Origin of the sequence: Crossiella sp. CA198, assembly GCF_052078295.1 — a bacterium.
Taxonomy (GTDB): domain Bacteria; phylum Actinomycetota; class Actinomycetes; order Mycobacteriales; family Pseudonocardiaceae; genus Crossiella.
Genome location: NZ_JBQJIM010000010.1, coordinates 277,040 through 291,229, shown reverse-complemented (window position 1 = coordinate 291,229; position 14,190 = coordinate 277,040). Strand labels below are relative to the sequence as shown.

General features: G+C 69.6%; 18 protein-coding genes. 4 read left to right on the top strand and 14 right to left on the bottom strand.

Annotation, left to right across the window (positions count from 1 at the left end; genetic code table 11):
• Window positions 1-4 precede the first annotated feature (4 nt).
• Together ACTOWY_RS19070 and ACTOWY_RS19065 are read right to left on the bottom strand one after the other, a co-directional pair.
• A complete protein-coding gene (locus tag ACTOWY_RS19070; RefSeq protein ID WP_441310989.1) occupies window positions 5-565 on the bottom strand; it encodes an EF-hand domain-containing protein in 561 nt (186 codons plus the stop codon).
• Window positions 566-694: 129 nt separating this feature from the next.
• On the bottom strand, window positions 695-1,837 hold the full coding sequence (locus ACTOWY_RS19065; RefSeq protein WP_441310988.1) for a glycosyltransferase family 9 protein: 1,143 nt from the start codon (window positions 1,835-1,837) through the stop codon (window positions 695-697).
• A 67-nt stretch (window positions 1,838-1,904) separates the two neighbouring features.
• On the opposite strand from ACTOWY_RS19065, the gene ACTOWY_RS19060 reads away from it, so the two are divergent.
• Together ACTOWY_RS19060 and ACTOWY_RS19055 are read left to right on the top strand one after the other, a co-directional pair.
• Window positions 1,905-2,468: a DUF1349 domain-containing protein gene (locus tag ACTOWY_RS19060; protein WP_441310987.1), complete on the top strand. Its 564-nt coding sequence runs from the start codon at window positions 1,905-1,907 to the stop codon at window positions 2,466-2,468.
• Window positions 2,469-2,554: 86 nt separating this feature from the next.
• Window positions 2,555-3,199, top strand: coding sequence for an L-2-amino-thiazoline-4-carboxylic acid hydrolase (locus ACTOWY_RS19055; protein WP_441310986.1), 645 nt, complete (start codon window positions 2,555-2,557; stop codon window positions 3,197-3,199).
• 58 nt (window positions 3,200-3,257) lie between these two features.
• Here ACTOWY_RS19055 and ACTOWY_RS19050 read toward each other — a convergent pair whose 3' ends face one another.
• From ACTOWY_RS19050 to ACTOWY_RS19040, 3 genes are all read right to left on the bottom strand, one after another.
• A complete protein-coding gene (locus tag ACTOWY_RS19050) occupies window positions 3,258-4,469 on the bottom strand; it encodes an acyl-CoA dehydrogenase family protein (protein WP_441310985.1) in 1,212 nt (403 codons plus the stop codon).
• The gene (locus ACTOWY_RS19045; RefSeq protein WP_441310984.1) at window positions 4,470-5,501 is read right to left on the bottom strand and encodes a phosphotransferase family protein; all 1,032 of its coding nucleotides are present in this window, start codon (window positions 5,499-5,501) and stop codon (window positions 4,470-4,472) included. It lies immediately after the preceding gene.
• A gap of 101 nt (window positions 5,502-5,602) precedes the next feature.
• Window positions 5,603-6,265, bottom strand: coding sequence for an HAD family hydrolase (locus ACTOWY_RS19040; protein WP_441310983.1), 663 nt, complete (start codon window positions 6,263-6,265; stop codon window positions 5,603-5,605).
• 88 nt (window positions 6,266-6,353) lie between these two features.
• Here ACTOWY_RS19040 and ACTOWY_RS19035 point away from each other — a divergent pair, with 88 nt between their 5' ends.
• Window positions 6,354-6,968: a TetR/AcrR family transcriptional regulator gene (locus tag ACTOWY_RS19035; protein ID WP_441310982.1), complete on the top strand. Its 615-nt coding sequence runs from the start codon at window positions 6,354-6,356 to the stop codon at window positions 6,966-6,968.
• A 414-nt stretch (window positions 6,969-7,382) separates the two neighbouring features.
• Here the strand turns inward: ACTOWY_RS19035 and ACTOWY_RS19030 are convergent, their stop codons facing one another.
• Complete coding sequence (locus ACTOWY_RS19030) at window positions 7,383-7,835, bottom strand: MarR family winged helix-turn-helix transcriptional regulator (RefSeq protein WP_247757085.1); 453 nt, start codon at window positions 7,833-7,835, stop codon at window positions 7,383-7,385.
• A gap of 119 nt (window positions 7,836-7,954) precedes the next feature.
• Between ACTOWY_RS19030 and ACTOWY_RS19025 the strand changes: the two genes are divergently transcribed.
• The gene (locus tag ACTOWY_RS19025) at window positions 7,955-8,257 is read left to right on the top strand and encodes a hypothetical protein (protein WP_441310981.1); all 303 of its coding nucleotides are present in this window, start codon (window positions 7,955-7,957) and stop codon (window positions 8,255-8,257) included.
• A 5-nt stretch (window positions 8,258-8,262) separates the two neighbouring features.
• Here the strand turns inward: ACTOWY_RS19025 and ACTOWY_RS19020 are convergent, their stop codons facing one another.
• The 8 genes from ACTOWY_RS19020 to ACTOWY_RS18985 all read right to left on the bottom strand — a co-directional run bounded on the left by ACTOWY_RS19020 (window position 8,263) and on the right by ACTOWY_RS18985 (window position 14,141).
• On the bottom strand, window positions 8,263-9,063 hold the full coding sequence (locus tag ACTOWY_RS19020) for a helix-turn-helix domain-containing protein (protein WP_441310980.1): 801 nt from the start codon (window positions 9,061-9,063) through the stop codon (window positions 8,263-8,265).
• 187 nt (window positions 9,064-9,250) lie between these two features.
• Entirely contained in the window at window positions 9,251-10,123 is an 873-nt protein-coding gene (locus ACTOWY_RS19015) for an NmrA family NAD(P)-binding protein (RefSeq protein ID WP_441310979.1), read from the bottom strand.
• Window positions 10,124-10,194: 71 nt separating this feature from the next.
• Window positions 10,195-10,599 carry a hypothetical protein gene (locus tag ACTOWY_RS19010; RefSeq protein ID WP_441310978.1) on the bottom strand — a complete coding sequence of 135 codons (405 nt, stop codon included), beginning with the start codon at window positions 10,597-10,599 and terminating at the stop codon, window positions 10,195-10,197.
• 104 nt (window positions 10,600-10,703) lie between these two features.
• Window positions 10,704-11,261 carry a sugar O-acetyltransferase gene (locus ACTOWY_RS19005; protein WP_441310977.1) on the bottom strand — a complete coding sequence of 186 codons (558 nt, stop codon included), beginning with the start codon at window positions 11,259-11,261 and terminating at the stop codon, window positions 10,704-10,706.
• 234 nt (window positions 11,262-11,495) lie between these two features.
• Window positions 11,496-12,620 carry a phosphotransferase family protein gene (locus tag ACTOWY_RS19000; protein ID WP_441310976.1) on the bottom strand — a complete coding sequence of 375 codons (1,125 nt, stop codon included), beginning with the start codon at window positions 12,618-12,620 and terminating at the stop codon, window positions 11,496-11,498.
• A 473-nt stretch (window positions 12,621-13,093) separates the two neighbouring features.
• On the bottom strand, window positions 13,094-13,243 hold the full coding sequence (locus ACTOWY_RS18995) for a hypothetical protein (RefSeq protein WP_441310975.1): 150 nt from the start codon (window positions 13,241-13,243) through the stop codon (window positions 13,094-13,096).
• Window positions 13,244-13,267: 24 nt separating this feature from the next.
• Window positions 13,268-13,885: a pentapeptide repeat-containing protein gene (locus ACTOWY_RS18990; RefSeq protein ID WP_441310974.1), complete on the bottom strand. Its 618-nt coding sequence runs from the start codon at window positions 13,883-13,885 to the stop codon at window positions 13,268-13,270.
• On the bottom strand, window positions 13,878-14,141 hold the full coding sequence (locus ACTOWY_RS18985; RefSeq protein ID WP_441310973.1) for a hypothetical protein: 264 nt from the start codon (window positions 14,139-14,141) through the stop codon (window positions 13,878-13,880). The genes ACTOWY_RS18990 and ACTOWY_RS18985 overlap by 8 nt, the downstream gene beginning before the upstream one ends.
• Between the last annotated feature and the right edge of the window lie 49 nt (window positions 14,142-14,190).

Here is a 14,190-nt window from a genome sequence, read left to right as displayed (position 1 = left end):
CCGGTCAGGTCTGGGCGAGCCAGTTCTGCGCCAGGGTGCTGGCGCCGACACCTTCGGGATCGTCGCCGACATAGGTCTCGCGGCTGGCCGCGAGCCATTCCTGGCGGCTGATCTTGCCGTCGCCGTCGGTGTCGATCTGCTGGAACAGCGCGGTCGCGCCCTCCTTGGGCAGGCCGCTGGCGACGTAGAGCGTGACCAGTTCCTCCTCATCGAGGACTTCGTCACCGTCCGTGTCCGCCGCGTCGAAAGCGGTCAGACCGACCGAGAGCACCCGGTCCAGGTACCCGGGCTCGGCCATCATGCCCTTCTCGAAAGCGGCGATGAATGAGGGCCGGTCCACCCTGCCGATGTCGCCGTGGCCGGCGTCGTGCTGCAACTGCGCCCACCACCGTCGATAAGCCTGCAGGTAGAGCACACATTTCGGGTCGTCGACGGTCATCCCGAGGCGGGCGATCACGGTCAGCGCGATGCGCTCCATGTCCGCCCACTCGATGCGGCCGAGGCCGCTGTGGTCGAACACGTCGAACAGCGCGCCGATGTTCTCGCGCTGCAACGCACTGAGCATGGTCGTCTCCTGAAGCCGTGGCGAACTGGTCACGCAGAGATACAGCATGCCAAGACTCAGTGACGTGTTCGAGCGCTGAGCGGGTCAACCGCGTCATCCGCCCGCATCAGGTGAACGAGGACTCCCCGATCAGCTTATGAACGGAAGATGCACACCATCAATGGCGAAGAACCACGTGCTCCAGTCGGGAAAACGGCGACTCAGACGCTGGAAGTGGTCACTGAGCGCATCCGGATAGCTCCAGTCACCCAGCAACAGCTCCGCGCCGGCCACGATTTCGGGCAGATCGGCGGCGAAGCGGGCCTGGCTCATGCTGGGCGCGCGGGGCCCGCCGGGTTCCTCGACCAGGTCGGGATCGGCGGCGAACATGCTGTAGCAGGGGAACCGATCCTGGTCGGGCAGCACCGAGTAGAACGGCACGCCGTTGAAGTAGTACTCGGGCCACCGGTTCCCGGACAGCGTCAGCCACGGCACACCGAGGGTGCCCGCGGTGAAGGAGAAGCCCGAGTGCGGGGACACCAGCAGGTCGCAGGCGGCCAGCGCGCCCAGCTGTTCGACCAGGGGCACGTCCACCGCGGCCACACTGGGGAAGGCGGTGCGCAACCGGTCGAGTTCGCCGGCGCCGAAGCTGGTGCCGGTGCGCCCGTCCCCGGTGTCGAGCTTGCCGAGGAAGCAGAACCGCGCGCCAGGGAACTTCGCCGCCAGCCCGCCGAGGATGAGTTCCCAGGAGGCGATCGACGGGTAGTACTCGCGGGGCGCGCTGCCGCCCGGCAGCACCGCGATCTTCACCGGCGCCGCGCCCAGCAGCGCCGCGCCCCGGTCCAGCTCGGTCTGGGGCAGGCGCAGGCGCAGTTCCTGATGCGGCCGGTAGGACGGGCCGATCTTGACCAGGCCGGCGTGGCCGGTGCCCTTGGCCGCGCGGAAGTGGGTGGCGGCGGTGTCGTAGTAGCGGGCCAGGCCGGGGAACAGCTCCCGCTGGACGTCCTGGGTGCCGCGGAGGTCGCCGACCACCCAGTCCCAGTCCCTCGGGATCCCGGCCAGCGCGGCCGCGGCGTCGAACTCGCCGTCGAAGAGGTCCACCTCGACCTCGAACACCTCGTCCACCCAATCGCAGCAGGAGGCCAGTTCGACCGGGGTTTTCTTGTTCAGCACCACCGCGATCCGCCGGTCCGGATCGGCCAGGTGGTAGCCGTGCGCGTAGTGCAACGCCTCGATCGCGTGGCCGACGTTGTGGGCGTAGACGAAGTTCACCAGAACGGACTCGGTAGCCATCGCCGCCGATCATGCTCCCGCCGTCCGGCCGGAGCCAACCGAGTTTCCACCGCCCTAGGATCGCGAGATGAGTGCGGCGGACTTCGGCAGCAGTGACTGGGCCTGGCTCAACGAGCCGCCCAAATGGAGTGTGGCGGACGGACGGCTGACCGTGCGGACGGCACCGGACACCGACTTCTGGCGCGTCACCCATTACGGCTTCATCCGCGACACCGGGCACTTTCTCGGCCGCCGGGTCTCCGGGGATTTCACCGCGTCGGTGACCTTCCGCGGCGACTACCACGACCGCTACGACCAGGCCGGGTTGATGATCCGCCTCGACGAGCGGAACTGGATCAAGACCGGCATCGAGCTGGACGGCCGGCTGTGGTTGAGCGCGGTCGCCACCAGGGAGTTCTCCGACTGGTCGGTGCTGCCCGCGCCGGGTGGGCTGCGTGAGGTGCGGTTGTCGGTGGAGCGTTCCGGCGACGCGGTGACCGTGCGCTACGGCGTGGACGGCGCGGCCCCGGAGACCATGTTGCGGGTGGCCTACCTGCCGCCGAAACGGCCGGCCTGGATCGGCCCGATGTGCGCCTCCCCGGACGGCACCGGGTTCACCGCCACCTTCACCGATTTCACCCTGGCGACTTAGGGGCTGTGCCATAGTGGCTGACGTCAACCATTAGTCAGCGCCAGGTCGGTTGGTGGAGCGCGCTGGGACCTTGAGAGAGGACCAGTATGTCCACCAACCAGTTCGATTCGCTCGACGCCGCCTATGTGCCGGATCCCGCGGTCGAGATTCCGCCGCTGATCGAGGCTTTCCTGACCTGGCTCGCCGAGCGGGTCCCCGGGTTCGACCCGGCCGCGACCAGGGCGCTGGGCGCGGAATTGGCCGCGGCCCAGTCCCATCGGATCGTGGATGAGGCGGCCCGGCACAACCTCGCGCTGACCACCATGGTGGTGGCCGCTTTCCGCTTGCTGCCAGGCGAGATCGACCGGCACACGCTGCTGCGGCGCGCGCTGGCCGAGCCGCTGGGCGAGCAGATCGCCCAGGGCACCCGGTACGCCCTGGACTACGCCGAGGACGCCTTCGGCACCATGGTCGCGATCAGCAAAGCACGGGAGGAACACGCCTTCGGCGCCGGTTTCACCTTCCACCGCGCGGCCGACGACGACCGCGAGTACCTGCTGGAGGTGCGGCAGTGCTTCTACCACGAGGTGCTCAAGGCGCACGATGCCGCGGAGCTGACGCCGGCGCTGTGCGCCTTCGACGAGAGCTGGATCGGCGCGATCGACCCGGACCGGCACGGCCTGACCTTCGAGCGGCCGACCACGCTGGGCCTGGGCGGCACGCACTGCCCGTTCTCGTTCCGGCGTAGCTGAGCCCAGAACCGGGTCCGGTATGTCCATTGTGGACATACCGGACCCGGTTCCTCGCTGTCTAGCCCTTGTACTTCTTCAGTTCCCGCCGCGCCAGCGAGGCCAGGTGCACCTCGTCCGGACCGTCGGCCAGGCGCAGCGTGCGGCCCTGGGCCCACAGGTGCGCCAGCGGCAGGTCCTGGCTGACCCCGCCCGCGCCGTGCGCCTGGATCGCCTTGTCCACCACCCATTCGGTCATCCGCGGGGTGGCGATCTTGATCGCCTGGATCTCGGTGTGCGCGCCCTTGTTGCCCACGGTGTCCATCAGCCACGCGGTCTTGAGCACCAGCAGGCGGGTCTGCTCGATGCGCACCCGGGATTCGGCGATCCACTCCCGCACCACGCCCTGCTCGGCCAGGGGTTTGCCGAAGGCGACCCGGTCCAGGGCCCGCCGGCACATCAGTTCCAGGGCACGCTCGGCCATGCCGACCAGGCGCATGCAGTGGTGGATCCGGCCGGGCCCGAGCCGGGCCTGCGCGATGGCGAACCCGTCGCCCTCGCCGGCGACCAGGTTCTCCACCGGCACCCGGACGTTGGTGAACACCACCTCGGCGTGCCCGCCGTGCGCGCCGTCGGTGTAGCCGAAGACGTGCATGCCGCGCTTGATGTCCACACCGGGGGTGTCCGACGGAACGATGATCATGCTCTGCCGGCGGTGCCGTTCCGCGCCGGGGTCGGTCTTGCCCATGACGATGAGCACCGCGCAGTCCGGGCTCATCGCACCGGAGGCGTACCACTTGCGGCCGTTGACCACGTAATGGTCGCCGTCGCGGTCGATCCGGGTGGCGATGTTGCTCGCGTCGGAGGAGGCCACCTCCGGCTCGGTCATGCAGAACGCGGAGCGGATCTGCCCGCCCAGCAACGGTTCCAGCCACCGTCGCTGCTGTGCCTCGGAGCCGAACTCGGCCAGCAGCTCCATGTTGCCGGTGTCCGGCGCGGCGCAGTTGAGCGCCTCCGGGGCCAGACTGGGGCTGTGGCCGGTGATCTCGGCCAGCGAGGCGTACTGGAGGTTGGTCAGCCCCGCGCCGTGCGCGCCGGGCAGGAACAGGTTCCACAGGCCACGCCTGCGCGCCTCCTCCTTGAGATCCTCCATCACCGACGGCCGGTCCCACTCCGCGCCGGGCGCGACGTCCTTGCCGAGCAGCTCCTGCTCGGCCGGGTAGATGTGGGAATCCATGAACGCCAGCAGCTTCTCGCGCAGTTCGAGGGTCCGCTCGTCGAGGGCGAAGTCCATCTAGCTCTCCTCTGCCAGTGCGTTCAGCCCGCTGCTCACCAGCAGGGGCGTGAGTTTGCCGATCTTGTCGAAGCCCGCGCCGACGGTCTTGCCGGCCACGAACCGGAAGTGGATGCCCTCCACGATCACCGCGAGCTTGAAGAAGCTCAGCGCCACGTACCAGTTCAGCCTGCCGACGTCGCGGCCGCCGTGCTGGGCGTAATGCGCGATCAGCTCGTCGGTGCCGGCCAGTCCGGGCACGGAGTTGCTGCCGGAGATCTCCTCGCCGGCCGCGCCGAGGTCATGGTTGTAGACCACCAGCAGTCCCAGGTCGGTCAGCGGGTCGCCCAGGGTGGACATCTCCCAGTCCAGCACCCCGGTGATGCCCAGCGGATCCGCGCCGACCAGGACATTGCCCAGCCGGTAGTCACCGTGCAGAATCGCGGGCGCTCCCGATTCCGGGATCCGCGCGCCGAGCTGGGCGTGCAGGTCGTCGATCCCGGCCAGTTCCCGGCTCCGCGAGGCGTCCAGCTGCTTCTTCCACCGGTTGACCTGCCGGGTGAGGAACCCGTCCGGCCGCCCGAAGTCCGTCAGGCCCACTGATTCGGGCGCCACGGCGTGCAGGTCTGCCAGCACCTCCACCAGTTCCAGTGACAACGCCCGAGCCTGTTCCGGCCGCAGCCAGGCGGCGTCGGACCGCGTGCGCAACACCTGCCCCGGCGTCCGGTCCATGAGGTAGAAGGGCGCGCCCAGCACCTCCGGGTCGGCGCAGAGCAGCACGGTGGTGGGCACCGGCACCGCGGTGTCCCGCAACGCGGTGATCACCCGGTACTCCCGGCCCATATCGTGCGCGGTGGCCAGCACATGCCCGAGCGGCGGCCGCCGCAGCACCCAGTCGTGCTCTCCGTCGCTGACGGAGTAGGTCAGGTTGGACCGCCCGCCCGCGATGAGTTCGGCGGTCAGCTCCCCGGCGCGCAGTCCGGGCCGCTGCTCATCGAGGTAGGCGCGGAATCGCCCCAGGTCAAGGCCTGGCAGCTGTTCGGATCCGCCCACGGGGACTCCGGAGGATCCGCCTGCGGGGGTTCCGGAGTCCCCGCCCACGGAGGCTCCGGAACTCCCGAGCGTCCTGGGCTTGCCAGTCTTCTCCGGCCCGGTCATGCCGATCCTCCCGCCAGTCCCGGCGCGAGCGCGTTCACCGCCGCGACGGTGCCGGCCGCGTCGGTGTGCCAGACCGCGTGCATGCCCACCGCCCGCGCGCCCAGCACGTTCGGCTCCGCGTCGTCGACGAACACACAACGCCCCGCGGGCAGCCCCAGCCGTTCCAGGGTGTGCTCGTAGATCGCCGCGTCGGGTTTGCGCAGCCCGACCTCGCCGCTGATCACGATCACCTCGCACAGCTCGCGCAGCCGCTCCATCGGGTAGCCGCCGCCCCAGCTGTTGGACAGCAGCGCGGTGCGCAGTCCGGCCTCGCGGGCATCCCGCAGCAGGTCGAGCATCGCCTCGTCCGGGCCCACCCCGGCGAACATCCGCCGGATCAGTCCCTTCGAGTCGATGGCCCGGCCGTCCACGGTGGTGAGCCGGGCGGCCAGGTGCCGCTCGAACTCGCCGGTGTCCAGCTCGCCGGTCTCCAGCAGGTGGATCGGGTTGCCGGGCTCGGCCCGCGCGCCCAGCCAGTCGCCGAGCAGGTCGCGCAGGCTGTCCTGGGTGATGCCGTCGGCCTCGCACCAGTCGCGGAAGGACGACCGGATCGAGGTGGTCAGCACCCCGCCGTAGTCCACCACCAGCGCGTCGATCTCTCGGGTGTCCGTCAATGCCACCCCACGGAGGTTACCGACCGGTTGGAATGTCGGCAATGCCGCTCATCGGGTGCAGTGAATCACCCCAGTTAGTGGCATTATCAGCACTGTGTCAGCACGATCCGAGTCCGCACCGACCGACCGGTTTGTCCCGGAGCGACTGGTCGATGCCGCAACGCGCTTGTTCGCCGACAAGGGCTACCCGGCCACCTCGGTCCAGGAGATCGCCGACGCCGCCGGGGTGACCAAGGGCGGGCTCTACCACTACTTCAAGTCCAAGGCAGAGCTACTGCACGAGGTCTACCGGCGCCTGCTGTTCCTGCAGACCTACCGCCTCGAACAGATCGCGACCAGCTCCGGATCGCCCGCACAACGCCTGCGCGCCGCCGCCGAGGACGTGGTGACCAGCAGCGCGAACAGCCTGCGCGAGGTGACGGTGTTCTTCCGCGAGATGCACCACCTCCCGCCGACCACCCTGGCCACGGTCCGCGCCGAACGCCGCCGCTACCACGAGCGCTTCCGCGGCCTGATCGAAGAAGGCCAGCGTGCCGGCGAGTTCCGCCCGGACATCTCGGCGGACCTGGTCACGCACTCCTTCTTCGGCGCCATCCACCACATGGCGGTCTGGTACCGCCCGAGTGGCCCGAAGAGCGTCACCGAGATCGGCGCGGACTTCACCGAGCTGCTGCTCAGCTCACTCCGCCTGGTCACCCCGGTCAACTGATCAGCACCGGCGTGGCCGCCTCGGCCAGGCCGGCCACGGGCTCCGGCTCGGCACCGCCTGCACAGTCCCGCCGACCTGGCCTAGGCCGATCCGGCCCTCAACCAGTTCACCGAGCCCACTCCCCCAGTGCGCGACCCTGGCGACCTCGATCATGACTGTCGCCAAGCAGGTCTGACCTGCGACAGCGGCCCGCGACCAGCCGCGCCCTGTCCATCCGCTGCCCGAGCAAGTCGCGCCGACGCATCCGACTCGGTCAGGCGCCGCCAGTCTCAGCCCAGCGCGGCCCGCACCGCATTGGCCCTTCGTCAGCTTGGTCGTCGCCCGTCGCCCGTCGCCCTGACCGCCGTCCGCGCTGACGGTCATGTCCACGACGGTCGACGGCCCGTCAGCCCGGGCCCTCGCCACCGGAACGTGTCACCAGAGTGGTCGCAGTCCGACCGGTCGCTCTGAATTGCGCACGTAAGCCCAGAGCGCGAATCGCACCTCCTCCAGCGCCTGCTTACCAACCAGTTGTTCCCAACGTTCCTCCTCCTCCAGCCACATCAGCTCGACTTCCTGGATGCACTGTCTGCCTCGTTCGGTCAGTTCGACGATCTTGGCGCGACCATCGCCCGGGTGTGGGCGCCGTGCCACAAAACCCTGATTCTCCAGTTCCTCGACGAGCTGCACCGCCGCCTGTTTGGTGACCCCAAGATGGATGGCCAGCGCCACCGCGGTCGTCGTGGGGTTGTGCGACAGGAAGTTGAAGGCGTATCCGTAGGCGGGTCGAAGCCCGGGATATCCCTGCTCGTCCATCCGCGCATGCACGCGGTCGTTCATCAACCGGAACACCATCGCGAGCGTCACGGGAAGCTGCCTCTCGGCCATGGCGCCACCCTAGATCCGCTCGTTCGCCCATCTGCATTCAACACCGACTTGCGCGATGTGGTCAAGCTGCTTTACCTTCAATCTCGACAAGCCGCTTGACCATCTCACTGGAGGGACAGATGAACAGGACCTACCCCGGACCGACGTTCTCCTTGGGTGCCAACACATTCCACGCGCACACGGTCGATCGCGAGGAGGTCTTCGTGCCCGTGGACGGCCCGCTGACCGCGACCGCGGACGGGGTCGAACGGGTGGTCGCGCCGAGCATGGCGCTGGCCATCGCGCCCGGCGAGCTGTACCGCCGAGCGCCCGCTCTCGGTCCTGGCGTGCACGAGCGCGGGCATCTCGGCGGAGCTGAACGGTCAGGTGTTCGCGCCCCCGTGGGCGCAGTGAGGAGGCAGACCATGAACCCGATCGCCTGAGTCGGTCAACCCCGCCGTGTGCGCAACACGGTCGCGGTCGCCTCATCGGCGGGAAAGAACGACTCGATCGCCAGTTCGGAGACGGTGATGTCCGCCGGCGTGCCGAATGTGGCGACCATGCTGAAGAAGGTCAGCTCCCGGCCCTCGTGGCGCACGCGTAGCGGCACCACGACCTCGCCCGGTCCGGGCAGCTCGATCTCCGGCTCCGGCTCGGCGCACGGATAGCCGGACAGTTCCTCGTACAACTCGGTCAACACCGGATCGGCGGTCATCGCCACCTGCCGCCGCAGCCGGCCCAGCAGATGTGCCCGCCACTCCCCCAGGTTCGCGATCCGCGGCGCGAGTCCTTCGGGATGCAGGCTGGCACGCAACACGTTCACCGGTGGCACCAGCAGGTCCGGTCGCACCGATTCGGTCAGCACGCCAATGCTGGTATTGGCCTCGACCATGGTCCAGGCCCGGTCGATAACGATGGCCGGGTAGGGCTCATGGGCGGTGAGGATCTGCCGCACCGCGGTCCGGACCGCGGTCATGTGCGGCGAATCCAGTGCCGACTCGGCGTAGACCGGCGCGTATCCAGCAGCGAGAAGGAGGTGATTGCGTTCCCGTAGTGGCAGGTCCAGGTGCTCGGCCAGGTGCAGGAGCATGTCCCGGCTTGGCTTGGACCGCCCGGTCTCCACGAAGCTGAGGTGCCGGGTGGAGATGTCGGCCCGCACCGACAACTCGAGCTGGCTGAGCCGCCTGCGGTCCCGCCACTCACGGAGCAGTTCGCCGACCGGCCGCGTGGTCTGGGTCGTGGTGGCCACACGACCTGGTCCAGGCCGAGAACGCTGAACCGTGCCCGCGAGGGTCGTGACCGAGGCGGACGGCGGCGACGCGGTCGCGACGCCTTCGTGCCGGCCATTCCTGGCCGCGGCGGTCCTGCCGCCGGTGACCGGCTCGCCGCGGCTGTCGCGGCCGGGACTGTCCCGGGCGGGGCTCCTCGGCCCCCGGCTACCGGAAGTCGTCGGCATGATCGGCCGCCCATCGCGCGTAGGTGTGAGCGGGCCGGTTCAGCACCCGCTCGACGTCATTGGTCAACTCCGCCGCCCCCACCAGATCCAATTCGGAGACAGGAGCGTCCTCATGTCCCAGCATCCACTCGACGAAGGTCCGGTCATAGCCCTGTGCCAGCCAGTCCGCCCGTGCCTGGTCCGGGCTGATCGCCTCGAAACGCAGGTCGCGCCCGATCGCCGCGCCGATCGCGGCGACCTGCTCCGGCGGGGTGACCAGCCCGGGTCCGGTGAGCACGTACTTGGCGCCGTGGTGTCCGTCCTCGGTGAGCGCCGCGACCGCGACCGCGGCGATATCCGTCTCGTGCACCATCCCGGAGGCGATCTTGCCGAAGGGCGAGCGCACCACACCCGTGGTCCGGATGGCGGGTGCCCAGTCCAGCGTGTTGGCCATGAACTCCCCGGCCCGCACGTGCGTCCACTCAACCCCGGCGGCCTGCACCGCCTGTTCCACGGTCACCTCGTCGGCGTGGTGGTAGTCGGCGTCCCCATGGCCGGGTTCGTCCTCCACCACCGCACCCGAGGACAGCGTCACGACCCGCCGCACACCGGCGGTGGTCGCGGTCGCCAGCACGTCGTTCACCGTTGCCGACACAGCGAAAGCAGGTGCCAGGAAGAGCCGATCCACGTTCTTGAACACCCCGGTGAGGGTTTCCGGGGCGGTCAGGTCCCCGCGGAGGACCTCGGCGGCCTCGGGCAGGCCGGCCCGGTCCGGATCCCGGGTGAGTGCTCGCACCGTGTGTCCGGCGGCGAGCAGTTGCCGCAGGACCTCGCCGCCGATGGTTCCGCTGGCCCCGGTGACCAGAATGCGCATGACTCCCCCGTTACTCAAGTTTGAATGGAGCGCAACTGTAGCGACCACCGAGGCCCTGGACAAGCCATGGATTACCGGGCGGACCGGCGCAGCCCGACCACCTGCAGTTCAGCGAATACCGCCACCACTGCCGCCTGGACCAGCACAAACGCCACGCCCAGGCCGGTCGTCGGCAGGGTGGCCGCGACCGCCACGCTGGCCGCGACCCACAGGGCGTTGATCACCACGATCTCCCAGGCGCCGACCCGGCTGAGTTGCCGCCGCAGACCCACGGTGGCGACTCCGGCCGCGAACACGACCAGCACCACACCCGCCCCGAGCAGCAGCCCGGCGAGCAGGCCCAGCAACTCGGCGAGGAAGGAGCTGCCCAGCAGCAGAAGCACACCCATGGCGCCGGTGGCCACCGCGTCCAGCCGCAGGGCGAAGCGGAGCAGACCGGCGGGATTGGCGGTGGCGGCGGAAACCTGAGTGGTCATCGTGACTCCTTGATCGGAAGTTCGGCTGTCCTTGTGGACATGACGATCTCCCGTCACAGGTCAAGCTGTCGATTACCTCAGAGGTAATGCCGCAGGTCAGGAACTCACAAGTCCCTGATCACCCGGCAGGGGTTGCCGACGGCCAGCACCCGCTCAGGCAGATCCCTGGTCACCACGCTGCCCGCGCCGACCACGGTGTTCGCGCCGATGGTCACGCCGGGGCAGACGATGACCCCACCGCCGAGCCAGGCGTTGTCCCCGATGATGATCGGTGCCGCGGTCTCCCAGCGTTGCCGCCGCAGCTCGTGATCCTCGATCGGGTGCAACGAGGTGAGCAGCTGAGCCCGCGGGCCGATGGACACGTCGTTGCCGATAGTGATCGGCGCGCAGTCCATCAGGATCGCGTCGTAGTTGATGAAACTGTTGTCCCCCATGCGAATGAGGTAGCCAAAGTCACACTGGAACCGTGGCATGATCCACGATCCGGCGCCGATCCCGCCGAGCAGCTCGGTCAGGATCTGTTGCCGCGCCTCGTCCTCACCGGAGCGGGTCGCGTTGAACCGGTCCACCAACTGCTGGCAATGCCTGCGCTCGGCGACCAGCACGGGATCGTTGTCGCGGTACAGCTCGCCGCGCAGCATGCGTTCCTTTTGCTCGCTCATGATCACCCACACTAGCCAGCCGGATTGCTGGGCGGGCTCGGATCCCGTGATCGGGAACGCGCGGGCCCCGGGGAGTTCGATCACTCTCGGGGGCGGGGGGGAGGAGGAGTTCGACCACCCGGCTCCTGCGTGGCCCGGCCTAGGGTGCTTGCGTGCCGCGCGGTGTGGATCGGGCGGTTGGCGTCGTGCGACCGACTTGACTCCTCCGGCTAGGTGCGGTGGTCGGCGTGCTGATTAGGGCGCTGCGGTGGGATCCGTGGCGGTGGGATCCGGATCCGTGACCACGGCATCCGCGGCTGCGGTGTCTGAGACCGTGATGGCGGCGCCCGCCTCGCCTCTGGCCGTGCTGGCCGTGCTGGCCGTGGCCATGATGCCTGCGAGCGCGGTGGCGGTGCCCGGCTTACCCGTGAGCGCGGACAGGGTTTCCGTGAAACCGGTCCAGGCTCGTTCGGTGTCGGGGGTTCGGGCGTGTGGGGAGCGGAACCAGTGCAGGAACGCCGCCACGTCGTCGAGGGCCCAGCGTAGGCGGTACAGCTCCAGTGCCGAGCGATCGACCGGGCGGCCGCTGATCTCGGTGTAGTGGGCCAGGTCCTCATCGTCCTGGGCGACCAGCCAGAGGTCGCGTTCGGGGGTGGCCAGGCCGACGGTGTCCCAGTCGAGCAGGATGTGGCGGTTTTCCAGGCGCATCAGGTTGCCGGGGTGGGGTTCGCCGTGGGTGATCACAGGGGCGCCGTGCAGGGTGGCGGCTCCGCGGTCGAACTCGGTCAGGCGGTGGTGCAGGTGGGTGGCGTGCTGGGCGGTCAGGGCGCGGGCGGGTTCGGCGAAGGGGCCGCCGGTCCAGGGACTGTGCAGGGTGGCCAGGGCTGTGGTGAGGGTGGCGCGGGAGGGTAGGGCCGGTGGGAAGATCGGGGTGGTGGCTGGGGGTTTGGTGCAGTGGAGGTGGGCCAGCAGAGTGAGGGTGGCGGTGCGGTCGGGGCGGCTGACGGGGTCGCCGAAGTGGCCGGTGGTGCCGTCCAGGAATGGGAAAACGCTGAGGGCGTAGTGGACTCCGAGGCGGCGGAGGGTGTCGCCCTCGGGGGTGGGCACCGGGGCGGCGATGAAATCCAGGGGGAGGGCGGCCGCGGTGGTCATGGCTTGGTGGAGGCCGTGCCAGGCGGTGGCGGGGGTGGGGCCGCAGTGGGGTTTGGCGGTGAGGTCCGCGACGGTGATGAACCAGCGGCGGGTGTGCTGGTCGGTGACGGTCCAGTGGTGGTCGCCGAAGCCGACGGGGGCGTGGGTGAGGGTGGTGGCGGTGATGTTCCAGGCTTGCAGGGCCTGGTGCAGGGTGTGGTCGTCCAGGTCCGGTGGCCGGGCTTTCATGGCGGGGAAGCTAGCCGGTGGAGGCCGGTCAGGGCGCGCGGTTTTTGGGAGGGCGCATCGCGGTGAGGATGGTGGCGGCTGGGTTGGGCTTGGTGCCTGTGCCGGAGCTACCTCGACGCTGGTGGTTGATGCCGACGCCGGGACGGGGATCGGAGCCAGGCCGGACCGGGCCCGAGGCTGGGATCAGGACTGGGGCTGGGATCAGGACTGGGGCAGGGATCAGGACTGGGGCAAGGACTGGGGTAGGGACCGAGCCTGGGGCAGGGACCAGCGCGGGGCACCCGGCGCTTGGGCAGCGCAGCGCTGCGGGCCGACAGGCCGACGGGGCGGTGCGGCGACGGGGCGGCGGTGTGGCAGGGCGGTGCGGTGCGGCGGGGTAGCGCGGTGGGCCGAGCGGTGGGCCAGGTGCGGCTGCGGGGCCGGGTGGGCTGCGGAGGCCGGGTGTGCTGCTGGGGGGGGGCGGGGGCTGGGGGTCAGGCGGGGTATTGCAGGGCGATGTCGCGTTCGGTTTTGCCGCCGTCGAAGTCGGGGGGCTGGCTGGTGTCCTTGGCGGGGCTGGTTTCCGACAGGGGGATGCGGTCGGGGAGTTTGGCGAACTTCGGGTCCGGCTTGTGTTCGGTCATGGACTCAACCCCTTTCTGTCGAGGTTAGCCGACGCGCAGGCCCAGCGCCGTGACGATGACCAGGGCTTGTTCCGGGTCGATCAGGGCGCCTTCGAGTTCGGCGTTGCGCGGGTCCAGGGCGGACAGGTCGGTGCCGCGGAGGTCGGCTCGGGTGAGGTCGACGCGGTGCAGCAGGGCGTCGGTCAGGTCGACTCGGTGCAGGGTGGCGCTGGGGAGGCGGGCGGCGGTGAGGTCGGCCTCGTGCAGGCGGGTGCCGGTGAAGGTGGCGCGGCTGAGGTTGGCGCCGGGGAGGCCGACGTAGGACCAGTCGCCGCCGCTGACCTTGAACAGCTCGAAGGTGCAGTTGTCGAACATGCTGCCGGTGAGTTTGCAGTCGGTGAAGGTGGTGTCGAAGAAGCGGCTGCGGGTGAAGGTGCAGTTCAGGAAAGCCGTGCCGGTGTGTTCGGCGGCGTTGAAACGACACTGCCGGAAGGTGCAGTCGACAAAACTGGCCTGGCGGCTGGACATCTCGGACAGGTCGACGTCGAGGAAGGCGACTCTGGTGAAGGTCTGGCCGTCGAGGTCCTGGTCGATGTCCCAGTCGCGGTTGTGGACCGTGGTGTCGGTGGCGGGGGCGGGTGTGCCGCCGAGGCGCTCAGCCATGGGCGGGGATGACGCGCAAGCCGGTCGGGCTGTCGGTCAGGGCGGTGATCGGGTCGGGGGCGTCCAGGGTGAGGTTGTACTCGGCCAGGGAGCGGGTGAGGCGTTCGGCGGCGTTGCGACGGCCGGCGGGGCTGACCGCCATCACCAGGCTCACGGTCACCCCGCCGGGAATGGTGTCGACGCGGAAGGTGCCGGCGCGCATGGCGCGTAGCGCGTGCTGGACTAGCTCGACGGGGATGGCGGGTTCCGGTGGCACGGGTTCAGAATGCCCTGACCTGGATCTCAGCCGCGCACGGGGGCGGTGG